The following is a 15,092-nucleotide window of genomic DNA, read 5'->3' as shown; positions in this document are numbered from 1 at the left end:
TGCGGGTCCTGACGGATTTTGGGCGTCAATAAAGTTCCATAATCATTTTGAAGCGATGTGAAGAGGTGCCGAAAAGGACGACCTGAAAGGCGATTTTAAGTGACGGTTTTTTGTCATTGTGGCGAATAGCTAGCGCCTTTTACGTCCCCGAAAGCTGGCAGATTTTCCAGATTCCCTGGCTGCCAATCCGAGCACCAATTCTTCACCCAGACAGGTGCCGACTGCGGTTGGCAACGGAGGAATGCACATGGCAGCGCTCATCGGTACCGTCAGCAAGGTGGTAGGACAGGTTTTCGCAGAAGCCGTCGGCGGTCTGCGGCGACCTCTGGTTGAGGGTGATCGGCTCTATGCCGGCGAGCACCTGATCACCGGGGCCGAAGGGGCGGTGGCTGTGCAGTTGCAAAACGGCAAGGAGTTGACCCTGGGCCGCGGAAGTGACCTGACGCTGAGCCCGCAATTGCTCGCCAACCAGGCCTCTGCTAGCGATACGCCTGAGGCCACCACCCCCAGTGATGCGCAACTGACCGATGTGCAAAAACTGCAACAAGCCATCGCCGCCGGCGCTGACCCGACCCAGACCGGCGAGGCGACGGCTGCAGGCGCCGAGGGCGGTAATCCGGGGGGCGTGGGTGGCGGCCACAGTTTTGTGTTGCTGGAAGAGGTCGGCGGGGAGGTCGATCCGCAGATCGGTTTTCCCACCGCCGGGTTCAACGGGATACCCGAGTTTCCAGACCTGCGTCTGGCCGGTGATCCGGATGACGGCGGCGACGATGCAATCGTGCCACCGGTAGACCCTGAAACCCCGGACAACCCCGTTATCCTTGATGGCTTGACCGTGGATGGCGGTGAATTGACCGCCAATGAGGCGAACCTGTCTGACGGTTCCGCCAGCAATCCTGGCGCGCTGGTGCAAAGCGGCAGTTTCACCATTTCCGCGCCCGATGGGCTGAGCAGCCTGAGTATCGGTGGAATCGCCGTGATCACCGGTGGCGTGCCCGCAGGTTTTCCCCAATCCATCACCTCGGCGCTGGGCAACACGTTGACCATCACCGGTTACAACCCCGCGACCGGTGTGGTCAGCTACAGCTATACCCTGACGGACAATGAAAGCCATCCCGCCGGGGGCGGGGCCAATACCATCAGCGAGCAGTTCCCCGTCGTGGCCGTCGACAGCGATGGCGATACAGCTACGGGGACCCTGGACGTCAACATCACCGACGACGTACCCCAGGCGATTGACGACAGCCACGCCAGCACCGCATCGGAAAGTCTTGTCACGCTCACCGGCAACGTCTTGCCCAACGATCATCAAGGCGCCGACCGCATCCCCACCGGTCCTGACAGCGGGCCGATCATTGGCGGCACGTTCACCGGCACCTACGGCACCCTGGTGCTGAAGCCCAACGGCACGTACACCTACACCCTCAACACCAGCGACCCGCAATTCGTGGCGTTGCACGGCGGCGGAAGTGGCACTGAAACCTTCACCTACACCCTGACCGACGCCGATGGCGACACCAGCACCGGCAACCTGGTGTTGCAGGTACACAACAACGACGACCCGGTGATCATCGAAGGCCTGGACACCGAAGGCGGTGAGCTGAACCTTCAGGAGAAAAACCTCAGCGACGGCACCAGCCCGGACGCTCCAGCGCTGACCCAAAGCGGCACCTTCACCATCACCGCGCTGGACGGTGTACAGACCCTGAGCGTGGGCGGCATCAATGTCGTCACGGGTGGTGTTGCGGCCGGTTTCCCACAGTCCATCACCACGGCCTTGGGCAACACGCTGACCATCACCGGCTTCAACGCCGCCACGGGCGTGGTGAGTTACAGCTACACCTTGCTGGACAACGAAGCCCACGCAAACGCCAATGGCGCCAACAGCCTCAGCGAGCAATTTGCCGTCGTGGTGACCGACGACAACGGCACCACGGCCACCGGCAATCTGGACGTGAATATCGTTGATGATGTGCCTCAAGCCGTGGACGACAGCAACGTCGGCACCGCCTCGGAAACCAACCTGACCCTGACGGGCAGCGTGCTGACCAATGACACCGAAGGCGCGGATCGTGTGGCGTCCGGCCCGGTCACGCCCGGTACCTTCACTGGCACTTACGGCACGCTGGTTCTCAACGCTGACGGTTCCTACACCTACACGCTCAACACCGCCGACGCCGACTTCAAAGGCCTGCACGGCGGCGGCAGCGGTAGCGAAACCTTCACCTACACCCTGACCGACGCCGACGGCGACACCAGCACCGCCAATCTGGTGCTGCAGGTACACAACAACGACGACCCGGTGATCATCGAAGGCCTGGACACCGAAGGCGGTGAGCTGAACCTTCAGGAAAAAAACCTCAGCGACGGCACCAGCCCGGATGCTCTCGCGCTGACCCAAAGCGGCACCTTCACCATCACCGCGCTGGACGGTGTACAGACCCTGAGCGTGGGCGGCATCAATGTCGTCACGGGCGGTGTTGCGGCCGGTTTCCCACAGTCCATCACCACGGCATTGGGCAATACGCTTACTATCACCGGCTTCAACGCCGTCACGGGCGTGGTGAGTTACAGCTACACCTTGCTGGACAACGAAGCCCACGCAAACGGCAACGGTGCCAACAGCCTCAGCGAGCAATTTGCCGTTGTGGTGACCGACGACAACGGCACCACGGCCACCGGCAATCTGGACGTGAATATCGTTGATGATGTGCCTCAAGCCGTAGACGACAGCAACGCCGGCACCGCCTCGGAAACCAACTTGACCCTGACGGGCAGCGTGCTGACCAATGACACCGAAGGTGCGGATCGCGTGGCGTCCGGCCCGGTCACGCCCGGCACTTTTATCGGGACATACGGCACGCTGGTCCTCAACGCCGACGGTTCCTACACCTACACGCTCAACACCGCCGACGCCGACTTCAAAGGCCTGCACGGCGGCGGCAGCGGTAGCGAAACCTTCACCTACACCCTGACTGACGCCGACGGCGATACCAGCACCGCCAATCTGGTGTTGCAGGTGCACAACAACGACGACCCGGTGATCATCGAAGGTTTGGACACCGAAGGCGGTGAGCTGAGCCTTCAGGAGAAAAACCTCAGCGACGGCACCAGCCCGGACGCTCCAGCGCTGACCCAAAGCGGCACCTTCACCATCACCGCGCTGGACGGTGTGCAGACCCTGAGCGTAGGTGGCATCAATGTCGTCACGGGTGGTGTTGCGGCCGGTTTCCCACAATCCATCACCACGGCCTTGGGCAACACACTGACCATCACCGGCTTCAACGCCGCCACGGGTGTGGTGAGTTACAGCTACACCTTGCTGGACAACGAAGCCCACGCAAACGCCAATGGCGCCAACAGCCTCAGCGAGCAATTTGCCGTCGTGGTCACCGACGACAACGGCACCACGGCCACTGGCAATCTGGATGTGAATATCGTTGATGATTTGCCCACCGCCCATGCTGATTCCGCCTCGGTGGACGAAGGCGGGACGGTCAGCGGCAACGTTCTGAACAACGATGTGGGCGGTGCCGACGGACCCGCCGCAAGCGGCGCGGTGATCGGTGTGCGTGCTGGCAGCGACACCTCAACCTCGGCGGTTGGCGGCCTCAACACCCAGATCAACGGCACCTACGGCTATCTCACGCTGGACGCCAATGGCAACGCCGTTTACCACAGCAACCCGAACACCGTCAGTGCACCCGGTGCCACTGACGTATTCACCTACACCGTGCGCGATGCCGACGGCGATGAAAGCACCACCACCATCACCATCGATGTCTACCACAGCTGCCTCGTCGCTGAAACCGATCAGGACATCACCGTCTACGAAAAAGCCCTGGACCTGAATCAGGACGGTCAGGACCTGGCTCCCGGCACCGTCACCGGCAGCGCACCGAACGCTACCACTGAAACGGCCAGCGGTAGCCTGGTCGGCTCGGTCACAGGTGCAATCGGCGCCGTCACCTTCGCCCTGGTAGGCAACGCCACCGGTGCCTATGGGCAACTGCTGCTCAACCCCGACGGTTCGTACACCTACACCCTGACCTCGCCAGCCACCACCGCACCTTCGGCCAACGATGGTCCGAATGTCCTGAGCGAAAGCTTTACCTATCAAGCCACCGATTCACTGGGCAATACCGTCACCAGCACCATCGTTATCAACATCGTTGACGACGTGCCCAACGCCCATGCCGATTTGGCTTCGGTGGTGGAGGGCGGCACGGTCAATGGCAATGTGCTGGACAACGACGTGCTCGGCGCCGACGGTGGCGCAGTGATCGGCGTACGTGCCGGCAACGACACTTCAACCCCTGCAACAGGTGGCCTCAACACCCAGATCAACGGCACCTACGGCTATCTCACGCTGGACGCCAATGGCAACGCGGTCTACCACAGCAACCCGGACGCCGTCGGCGCGCCGGGGGCCACTGACGTATTCACCTACACCGTGCGCGATGCCGACGGCGATGAAAGCACCACCACCATCACCATCGATGTCTACAACAGTTGCCTCGTCGCTGAAACCGATCAGGACATTACCGTCTACGAAAAAGCCCTGGACCTGAATCAGGACGGCCAGGACCTGGCCCCCGGTACCGTCACCGGCAGCGAGCCGAGCGCCACCAGCGAAACCGCCAGCGGTAGCCTGGTCGGTTCGGTGACTGGTGCCAGTGGTGCGCTGACGTTCAGTCTGGTGGGCAACGCCACCGGCGCCTACGGCCAGTTGTTGCTCAACCCCGATGGCTCGTACACCTACACGCTGACTTCGCCCGCCACGACGGCGCCCAACGCCAACGACGGCCCGAATGTATTGAGCGAAAGCTTCACCTACCAGGCCACGGACGCCTTGGGCAACAGTGTTACCGGCAACCTGGTGGTGAGCATCGTCGACGACGTGCCCACGGCCGTCGCGTCCGAGCGTTCGGTGACGGCGGTGGAGATCGACTCGAACCTGTTGATCGTGCTCGATGTGTCCGGGAGCATGGCCGACCCCTCGGGTGTACCGGGGCTCTCGCGGCTGGACCTGGCGAAACAGGCCATCAGTGCCTTGCTCGATAAATACGACGATCTGGGGGATGTGAAAGTCCAGCTCGTGACCTTCAGCAGCAGCGCCACCGACCAGACTTCCGTATGGGTGGACGTGGCGACCGCCAAGTCGCTCCTCTCCGGCCTGTCAGCGGGCGGTGGGACCAACTACGATGCGGCGGTAGCGGCGGCCAAGACCGCGTTTGTCACCTCGGGGCAACTGACCGGAGCACAGAACATTGGCTACTTCTTCTCCGACGGCAAGCCCACGACGGGCCAGGGGATTGATGCGGCGGACGAAGCGGCGTGGAAAGCATTCCTCGACGCCAATGGCATCAAGAACTACGCCATCGGCCTGGGCGGTGGGGTCAGTGACACTCACCTTGACCCGCTGGCCTACGACGGCAGTACCCACACCAACACCGACGCGGTGCTGGTCACCGACCTGAACCAGCTCAACTCGGTGCTCTCCGGCACCGTGCAGGGTGTGCCAGTCACTGGCAGCCTGCTGGGCGAGGGCGGTTCGTTCGGCGCCGACGGCGGGTTTGTCAAAAGCCTAGTGGTCGATGGCACCACCTACAGCTACGATCCGGCCGCCAACGCCGGTCAGGGTGCGTTGACCGCCAGCGGCGGGGCCAACCATGGCACTTTCAACACGGCCAACAACACGCTGAGTATCGCCACTGACCACGACGGCACCCTGGTAGTGAATCTCGACACCGGCGAGTACAGCTACACGTCCCAGACCGCCACCAGCACATTGATCACCGAGACCATCGGCTTCACTGTCAGCGACAACGACGGCGACCTGGCCAGTTCCAGCCTGGTGGTCAAGGTTCTCCCCAACAGCCCGCCCGTGGCAGTCGACGACAACATCATCACCAACGTCCTGTCGGGCAACATCGTGATCCCGGGAGAAATGCTGCTGGGCAACGACAGCGACGCCAACGGCGACCCGCTCACGGCGTCGCCCACCGGCTTCAACACCGGCTGGGTTGCCAGGGGCGCAGACTTCACCGGCAGTACCGGCACGGTCAGCTTCACCGGTAACAACGTGCAGTCGATCAACCTCAACCGCGGCGCTTTTGTCGCCAATGCCGCGACCATGACCGCGGTGCTGGTGGTCAGCGGTGCGCTGGGGATGGTGTCCAACCACAACACCAACGATGAAGACCGGCTCAACATCAGCCTCAAGCAGGGGGAAACCCTCACCCTGGACCACAATCTGGCGGCCGGACGCATCGCCCTGGAGTACTCCCTCAACGGCGGGCCTTTCATCACGATCACCGACGGTGCCTCGTTCACCGCGGCGGCCGATGGCAACTACCAGATCCACGTCACCAACATCGCCAATGGCAGTGGTGGCAACCCCAACGGCGCGGAAAACTACCAACTGACCTTGACCGTCAACTACGCCGGCGCCCAGGACAGTACGCCGGATTACCACGGCAGCTACACCGCCAGCGACAATCACGGTGGCAGCGACAGCGCAGCGGTCGGCATCAGCTATCAGGCAGGCCACACCCTGACGGGCACGACCGGAGACGACGTGCTGATCGCCGGCGAGGGGGACAACATCCTCAACGCGGGTGACGGCAACGACATACTCAGCGCCGGTTCGGGCAACAACGTCTTGCATGGCGAGGCGGGCAACGACTTGCTCTACAGCGGCGCCGGCAACGACCTGCTCGACGGTGGCACCGGCAACGACACCGCCAGCTACGCCCACGCCAGTGCCGGGGTTACGGTGAACCTGGGTCTGTTAGCCGCGCAAAACACCGTGGGCGCCGGCATCGACACCCTGGCGGGCATCGAAAACCTGGTCGGCTCGAACTTCAACGACACCCTCACCGGCGATAGTGCCAGCAACCGCATCAACGGCGGCCTGGGCGACGACGTGCTCAATGGCGGTGGTGGCGATGACGTGTTGATCGGCGGCCTGGGCAACAACACCCTGACCGGAGGCAGCGGCGCTGATACCTTCCAATGGCAGGTGGGCAACAGCGGCCATGACCTGGTCACGGACTTCACCCCAGGCCTCGACAAACTTGACCTGTCGCAACTGTTGCTGGGGGAAAACGGCAGCAGCGCGTCCCTGGACGATTACCTGCACTTCAGCGTCACCGGCAGTGGTGCGTCGGTCATGACCAGCATCGACGTCAGCTCCACGGCCGGCGCCGCGCCGAACCAGACCATCGATCTGGCCGGCGTCAACCTCGCCAGCTACTACGGCGTCACACCGGGCGTGGACGGCATGATCGCCGGCGCGGATACGGCGACCATCATCAACGGAATGTTGAATGATCACTCGTTGAAGGTGGACACCGTGTGAGGTGAACTGAAACGACAAAACCCGTCATGTTCAAATAGGACATGGCGGGTTTGTGTTTTTGAGGGGATGCACGCTTTTGGCGTGAACGGCATGCATGCTTTTGTGGCGAGGGAGAAGGTGTCGACTAGCGCGGGTCGACGTTATCCAGCGCGCGGTTTGCCAGCAATCCGCCCAGTTCGATCAATTGCTGAATACCCAGCGCCACATGCCGTCGCGAGCCGTTCAGCTCGAAGGCCAAATCGCTGATCATGGCGTCGGCCGAAGCCAGGGTTTCGCGCAGGTTGGCGAGCAGGCATTCGGTGTCGACGCCGTTGACGACAGTGAAGAGTTGGCCTGGAGGCGGATCAGTTTCGGGTTGGGTCGGTTTGGGTTTCAGGTAAAAGTCGAGGGCGCGTTCGGCGGCTTGGTCGAATGCTTTCGAATCGAGAGTGTCGCAGGGGGATGACGGGGCGGTGTCTGGTGGGTTGGGGGTTACTTTGAACATGATGAAACTCCTTGATGAGTGGAGCCGTCATCCATCGCTGCTAAACGAAGAAGGTGGCGGCTGTACGCGGGTTAGCAGACCAGGCATCAAGGAACCCGGCGCACCGAAGTGCCCCACGCATAGCCGCCATAATGCTGACCAGCCGAAGATGATCGACTGATCAATGGCGACACTGGCGTGCCTTGATGGTTCGAGCTGCTAAACCCGATCGCTGATTCATCAGCGACCAGGAAACGATAAAGCCCGACCCCAAGGCGCACAAGCCGGCGGATTCTGGCGCAGTTGTAGGCAATGGCGCAAGAATCGGTGGTTTGAGGGTGAGGCACGCGGGGCGTCTCACCGGTTTAGTGGATTATTCCTTCAACTGCTTCTGGTTTCCTGGCTGCGAGCCTGAAGCGTGAGCGCGGCACCGCGTGATGCCGGGGTGGCGTAGTAGGAAACTTGACCGCGCAGTTGGTTCTGGACGGCGTCGCTGTTGCCGCCAGCATCGGCCAAGCCCCAAGTGACCACGCGTCCATCGTTTGTCAGCGCCGTAAATGCCTGATTGTTGGCGTAGACAGCTTGAACGTCGAAGAGCTGATCAGCCACTGCCCCAGTGTCGCCGCCCCAGGCCGTAAGCCCCCATGCCACCACTGTGCCGTCGGCCAGCAGAGCAGCAAAAGCGCCTCGTGTGGAGGTCACTTGCACGATGTTATCAAGTGTGAGGATCGGCCCCGGCACCGCTGCGCCATATTCCGGGTGGCCCCAGGCAACTACATGTCCATCGGCCTGTAACGCAGCAAAGGCCCCCGAGCTGGATGTCAGCTGTAAGATGTCGTTCAGCTCGGCGATATCCTGAGGCACTGATCCACCTAGAGATGGATGGCCCCACGCGACCACATGCCCGTTGGCACGGAGTGCGGCAAAGGCGCCGTGGTCGAGATCGGCATTAGCGTCCACATGGGTGGCGGCTACGTCGATGATGTCGTCGAGCGTGGCGATGTCGCGCGGCACCTCACCGCCTCCGCCGGCATGGCCCCACGCGACCACACTGTCATCGGTACGCAGTGCTGCAAAAGCCGCGGCCGAGGCTACTACCCGTTCTACGTTGTTGTATTGGGGGTCGTTCGGCACCGTGCCGCCTGCAAAAGCAGGACCCCAGGCGACCACCTGACCATTGGTGCGGCGCGCAGCAAAGGTCCAGTGGGCTCCTGTGACCTCATCAATGCCAGCCAGTGCCTCGATGGGCCCTGGCAGCGCGCCACCAAATCTCTCATCACCCCAAGCAACCAATCTGCCATCGGTGCGCCGCGCCGCAAACCCGTAAGCGTTAGCGTATACCGCATTGATATCTTTGAGCCTGGCGATCGACTCCGGTACCTCTCCACCATGCACTGAACTGCCCCAGGCAACCACATGGCCATTGGCGCGCAACGCTGCAAAGGAAAAGGCCGAACCAGCGACTTCGACAATGTCGGTGAAGGTCCTGATTGTCGACGGGATATCACCGCCATACAGTGCCATGCCCCATCCGACCAGATGACCACTGTCACGGCGAGCCACAAAAGCGGCATAGGGCGCCATGTGGTCGGTGTACACATTGTTGCCATTGCTGAAGACATTAACGGGATTGATACGAACCCAATCATTACCACTGCGCACGTGCAGCAATTTTGATGGTTGGGTATCCGGAAAGTGGCTTGCATTCACACTTTCGCTGTCCCCGTCGTACTGCCACAGCGCCTCGCGTGGCTTGCGCGTCGTTGAATCCAATGCCGTCAGCTGACGTATCTCGCTGGTTGCCCAATGTTTGAAAAACACACTACGCGCACCCATGACCAACAACTGTCCAGAACCCACCTGCCGCCGTATGTCATAAACCGCCGGATCCGAAGGTAGAGGCGACCCTCCCTGACGCCGCAGCGTGTAGTCCAACGTGATGGTCTGATCGATATTCGCCTCCACCACCGACTTCGGCACGGGCACGGTCTTGGCCTGCCCAGCTTCGCTGGCTGAAATGGTAAACGGCACGTTGATGCTGCCCGCACCGGGTAGTCCTACCCAGCGCACTTCTCCGGAATCACCCTCCAGCAGATTGACCTCGGCCGGTATCCGCACCGTGGCGCCGTTGGGCGTATTGGCAGGGTCGAGCTGGTCGCCCAGGGCCTCGTCAATGCTCGGGGGAAACAGCTCCAGCGGTTGGCCAAGATGTATATTCAAACGCTTGATCGGCGACTGGTTGGAGTTGCCCAATTGGTCCGTCACCCGGTATTCGAGCAGCGTATTGGGGTTGTCCCCCGCCTGTTGGAAGGTGTCGGTGAACAGGGTTTTTACCACCGGCATCGAAGCGTCGGTTACCTCAAAGGGGACGGGGAAATTTCCCACTAAAAAGTTGATGCGGTCGTAGTCCCGCGGGTTGGTGTAGGTAAAACCGAACTCGACGCCTTGCGCTGCGCGCTCGGCGCTGACGCCCTCGATGACAACATCGGACGGGATCACCAGATCCAGGCCATCGGGCGCGGGCTCACCCGGCGCGCGCAGGTGATACAGCACGAACAAGTCCTCGGAGGGCTGCGAAGAGTTATCGCTGGGACGGGTCACGAGGTAGTGCAGCCTGTTGACCCCATGGTTCAAGCGTCCGTGGGGGATATACAAGGGCATGCGGTTTGCTTCCTCCCCCGGCTGAACGGTATCGCCAGCGGCAGGAGTGGGGTCGTCATTGACATACAGGTCCACCCGGTCCCAAGCCTCCAGCGTCCAGGCGTGCCGCTGCATTTCCACCAGTGGCTCAATCAGGCATTGAAGGCCCCGCGCCTGACCGTCGTAGAGGCTCTTGGGAATGCCCCCATGGGCGAGGCCGGCCGGCTTCACTGGCGTTATCCAACCCGGAATGATCACAGGGACCATCTTGAACAGTTCGTCTAACTCAGAGGAATGGATGTCCATCATGTTCTCCTGGCAGGTGACGAGGCGCGGCCTCTCGGGCACGGTTATCACACGCCAGACCGAGGAAGCTGACTACTGACAGAACTAACAGGTGAAGGCGGGTTTAAGACGAATGGTTGGTGAGGGGCTGGCTGATGGACACGCAGATTTTTGCTCGGAGTACAGGCCCCTGTGGCGAGGGGATGCGCGGACAGCGTGGGCAGGTGGGCGCGTCTTCAGGGCTTATGCAGGGTTTTTTGCTTGAGGATATAAACCGTCACCAGCACCGCACTGGTCAGCATGAATGCGCGCGCCCACGGCAGGGGCACTAGGTAGCAGGACAACAGGATGCTCACCCACATCAGCCCGATGGCGTAGACCTTGCCCTTGAGCGGGATGCCGTTGCCGCTGAGGTAGTCAGCGATCCAGGGGCCGAGCCGCGGATGGCCCACCAGCCAGCGATAGAAACGTGGCGAACTGCGGGCGAAGCAGGCCGCGGCCAGTAGCAGGAAAGGGGTAGTGGGCAATACGGGAATGAAGATCCCGATGACCCCCAGCACCACGCTCAACCAGCCAATGGCCAGCAGAACGTAGCGCAGGATCAGCGAGCGGTTGCCGATGGGCGCGGGCACCCGGTGGCTCAGTGGTGGCGCGGCTTGAGGATCGCCGGTTTCTCGTCCGGGGCGTTGCACAGTAGGTACAGGGCGGTGAGGGCTTCAGGGATCTGCACGATCATGTCGTCCATCAGGTTCGCGTCGGCGGCGATGTCGGAAAACTCCGGTTGCTCGTCGAACAGACCGGAACCGACCATGATCGGCAGCAGCATTTCGCTGACTTCTTCCTCGGCGGTTTCGAACCAGGCGGCTTCGCGCAGGAACACGCCTTCCATGAAACCGATGCACCAGCCACGCAGTTCCGAATCGTCCGGGTCATCGCCCAGGTCCAGCTCGCATGGCAATTCGAATTCTTCGTCGGAAGCCAACTGACGGGCGATGTGGGCCTTGAGCAACACCAGCGTGGTTTCGATGACCTCACGCTCGGCATCGTCGGCGTAATGCGGCTCTTCGGCGAACAGCGCGTCGATCCACTCACGCTCCGGCACCTGTTCGGAGCAGATGGACAGGGCGGTCAGGTAGCCGTGAGCGGCCACGTAATCCAGCGCCTCTTCGTGCAGCTCATCGGCGTCGAGGAAGACTTGCAGGCGGGTCAGTTGCTCAGCGAAGGACATTACAGGCTACCTTGGGGAATAAACAATGCGGGAATTCTAGGCCTTCTTGAGCGCCCAGGCCAGCCGCGTGGTGTATTTGCCTCTCCAATGCCCGGGGTGGACACAAATTTGCGCTCGCCCACAGATCAAATGTGGGAGCGAGCCTGCTCGCGATAGCGGTGGAGCAGCTTGCATTGATGTTGAATGGGCCGATGTCATCGCGAGCAGGCTCGCTCCCACAGGGACTGATGGCAACCGGAAGCCCCCCGACACCTCTTGTCAGCATCACCCTTTACAACGAAACCCTCGGGTATACTGCCGCGTTTTGTGATGCCCTGCGGCGTCCCGGCGTTTCGAAACGCGCACTTACGATTTGCCGGTGCAGCGTTTTTGATTCTGAACCAGCCTTGCAGGGATGTTTCGGTGATTTTTGGAGTTTTTATGCTCGAACAGGCTCAACGCGTCCTCAAGGACATCTTCGGCTACGACAGTTTTCGTGGCCGCCAGGGTGCCATTATTGAGCGCGTGGCCAGCGGTGGCGATGCCCTGGTGCTGATGCCCACCGGCGGCGGCAAATCGTTGTGCTTCCAGGTGCCGGCGCTGTTGCGCAACGGCCTGGCGGTAGTGGTCTCGCCGCTGATTGCGTTGATGGACGACCAGGTCGCGACCCTTGAAGAACTGGGGGTTGCAGCCGCTTCGCTGAACTCGACCCTCAGCGCCGAGCAGCAACGGGACCTGGCGGCGCGAATCAAGCGCGGTGAAATAAAAATGCTCTACCTGGCCCCGGAACGCCTGGTGCAGCCGCGCATGCTGGCCTTCCTGCAGAGCCTGGAAATCGCTCTGTTTGCCATCGACGAAGCCCACTGTGTGTCCCAATGGGGCCACGACTTCCGCCGTGAATACCTGCAACTGGGGCAACTGGCCGAACTGTTTCCCGACGTGCCACGCATCGCCCTGACCGCCACCGCCGACAAACGCACCCGCGAAGAAATCGTCGAACGCCTGCATTTGCAGAACGCCGAGCGCTTCCTTTCCAGCTTCGACCGACCCAACATTTTCTACCGCATCGTGCCCAAGGAGCAGCCGCGCAAGCAGTTGCTGGCGTTTATTGCCGAGCGGCGCAGCGATGCCGGCATCGTTTATTGCCTGTCGCGCAAAAAGGTCGATGAAGTGGCGGCGTTTCTCTGCGAGCAAGGTTTTCCGGCGTTGCCGTATCACGCCGGCCTGCCCAATGACTTGCGGGCCTATCATCAGAAGCGCTTCCTCAATGAGGAAGGCCTGATCATGGTGGCCACCGTGGCGTTTGGCATGGGCATCGACAAGCCCAACGTGCGTTTCGTCGCGCACCTGGACCTGCCCAAATCCCTCGAGGCGTATTACCAGGAAACCGGGCGCGCCGGCCGTGATGGCTTGCCGGCCGACGCGTGGATGGCCTACGGCCTGCAAGACGTGGTGATGCTCAAGCAGATGCTGCAGAACTCCGAGGGCGACGAGCGCCACAAGCGTCTTGAGCAGCACAAGCTCGACGCCATGCTTTCGCTGTGCGAAGAGACCCGCTGCCGGCGCCAGACCTTGCTGGCCTATTTCGACGAAGACATGCCCCAGCCTTGCGGACATTGCGACAACTGCGTCGACGGCGTGGAAACCTGGGACGCCACCGAACCGGCCCGCCAGGCGTTGTCGGCGATTTATCGCACCGGCCAGCGCTATGGCGTGGGGCATCTGGTGGACGTGCTGCTGGGCAAGGACAACGAAAAAGTGCGCAGCTTTGGCCACCAGCATCTTTCGGTGTTCGGTGTGGGCAAGGCACGCACGGAAAGTGAGTGGCGTTCATTGTTCCGCCAGCTCGTGGCCCGCGGGCTGGCCGATATCGACCTGGAAGGCTACGGCGGCCTGCGCCTGAGTGCGAGTTGCCGGCCGTTGCTCAAAGGCGAGGTCTCCCTCGAACTGCGCCGTGATCTCAAGCCGGCAACGGCGATCAAGAACAGCAAGAGCCAGGCCAGCCAACTGGTGCGCGGCGAAGAGCGCGACCAGTGGGAAGCCTTGCGCGCCTTGCGTCGCAAGCTGGCCGAAGAGCATGGCGTGCCGCCGTATGTGATCTTCCCCGACTCGACGCTGCTGGAGATGCTCCGCAGCCAACCCACCTCCCTGGCGGAAATGGCCCGGGTCAGTGGCGTGGGCGCGCGCAAGCTGGAGCGTTACGGCGAAGCCTTCCTCCAAGTGCTGGGCGGCGAGGCCGAAGCGCCGAAAGCGGTGGCCGATGTTCGCCACGAATTGATCACCCTGGCCCGCGCTGGCATGACCCCGTTGCAGATCGCCGGGCAACTGCAATGCTCGGAAAAGAACGTTTATACGATGCTGGCCGAGGCCATCGGCAAGCAGCAGTTGTCTTTGGAGCAGGCGTTGGATTTACCCGAGGAATTGATGGGCGAGGTGCAGGATGCGTTTCTGGACGGCGAAGGCGAGTTGCCACCGGTGTCGGAAGTTGCAGCACTGTTTGTCGGTCGGGTTCCAGAAGGTGTCCTGTATTGCGTCAGGGCTGCGTTGCAGTCGGAATTTGAAGTCTGATCAGTGAGTTACCTTCCTTTAACGATTCACTACAGGGTAAACCTTGCCTGAATCCGAAGCTCATGCTTAGCTGACTAATAATTAGTTTTTCTCTATTTCAGATCTGATGAGTTTTTTTATGCCGTTAACCGATCAACACCGTTTTGGCATGCAGTTGGCGCAAATGTCTCGAGGCTGGCGTGCCGAGCTGGATCGTCGCCTGGCCGGGTTGGGTCTGTCTCAGGCCCGCTGGCTGGTGCTGTTGCACCTGGCCCGTTTCGAACAGGCGCCGACCCAGCGCGAACTGGCCCAGAGTGTCGCTGTCGAAGGCCCGACCCTGGCCCGGTTGCTCGACAGCCTGGAAGCTCAGGGCCTGGTGCAGCGTCAGGCCGTGGCCGAGGATCGTCGTGCCAAGAAAATCGTGCTTTGTGCACCGGCGCTGCCGCTGATCGAACAGATCGAAACCATTGCCACGCAACTGCGCCGCGAGTTGTTCGAGGGGGTCGATGAAGCCGACATGCGAGTGTGCATGCGGGTCCACGGCACGATTCTGGCCAATCTGGAAAAATCCTGAGGCATATCCCAGG

The 15,092-nt window shown here is 61.6% G+C and carries 7 protein-coding genes; 3 read left to right on the top strand and 4 right to left on the bottom strand.

Translation table 11 applies throughout. The features are described 5' to 3' along the window. The first annotated feature begins 247 nt into the window (after positions 1 to 247). Positions 248 to 7,363, top strand: a complete 7,116-nt coding sequence (locus BW979_RS23080) for a retention module-containing protein (protein ID WP_076385884.1) — start codon at positions 248 to 250, stop codon at positions 7,361 to 7,363. A gap of 124 nt (positions 7,364 to 7,487) precedes the next feature. Here the strand turns inward: BW979_RS23080 and BW979_RS23075 are convergent, their stop codons facing one another. From BW979_RS23075 to BW979_RS23060, 4 genes are all read right to left on the bottom strand, one after another. Next, positions 7,488 to 7,847 (bottom strand): DUF6124 family protein, encoded by a 360-nt coding sequence (locus tag BW979_RS23075; protein WP_076385882.1) that lies wholly within the window; start codon positions 7,845 to 7,847, stop codon positions 7,488 to 7,490. A gap of 360 nt (positions 7,848 to 8,207) precedes the next feature. Beyond that, positions 8,208 to 10,772 carry a hypothetical protein gene (locus tag BW979_RS23070; RefSeq protein ID WP_076385880.1) on the bottom strand — a complete coding sequence of 855 codons (2,565 nt, stop codon included), beginning with the start codon at positions 10,770 to 10,772 and terminating at the stop codon, positions 8,208 to 8,210. A gap of 215 nt (positions 10,773 to 10,987) precedes the next feature. Next, positions 10,988 to 11,383 (bottom strand): YbaN family protein, encoded by a 396-nt coding sequence (locus BW979_RS23065; RefSeq protein ID WP_047226199.1) that lies wholly within the window; start codon positions 11,381 to 11,383, stop codon positions 10,988 to 10,990. Between the two features lie 8 nt (positions 11,384 to 11,391). Continuing rightward, positions 11,392 to 11,979 (bottom strand): UPF0149 family protein, encoded by a 588-nt coding sequence (locus tag BW979_RS23060; RefSeq protein ID WP_047226200.1) that lies wholly within the window; start codon positions 11,977 to 11,979, stop codon positions 11,392 to 11,394. A 420-nt stretch (positions 11,980 to 12,399) separates the two neighbouring features. Here BW979_RS23060 and recQ point away from each other — a divergent pair, with 420 nt between their 5' ends. Together recQ and BW979_RS23045 are read left to right on the top strand one after the other, a co-directional pair. After that, positions 12,400 to 14,526 (top strand): DNA helicase RecQ, encoded by a 2,127-nt coding sequence (gene recQ / locus BW979_RS23050; RefSeq protein ID WP_076385876.1) that lies wholly within the window; start codon positions 12,400 to 12,402, stop codon positions 14,524 to 14,526. Between the two features lie 118 nt (positions 14,527 to 14,644). Then, on the top strand, positions 14,645 to 15,079 hold the full coding sequence (locus tag BW979_RS23045) for a MarR family transcriptional regulator (RefSeq protein WP_047226202.1): 435 nt from the start codon (positions 14,645 to 14,647) through the stop codon (positions 15,077 to 15,079). Positions 15,080 to 15,092: the final 13 nt, after the last annotated feature.

Origin of the sequence: Pseudomonas sp. A214 (assembly GCF_900156295.1) — a bacterium.
Classification (GTDB): Bacteria; Pseudomonadota; Gammaproteobacteria; order Pseudomonadales; family Pseudomonadaceae; genus Aquipseudomonas; species Aquipseudomonas rhizophila.
Note: the sequence above shows the minus strand (reverse complement) of the source record. Positions and strands in the feature narration are given on the sequence as shown.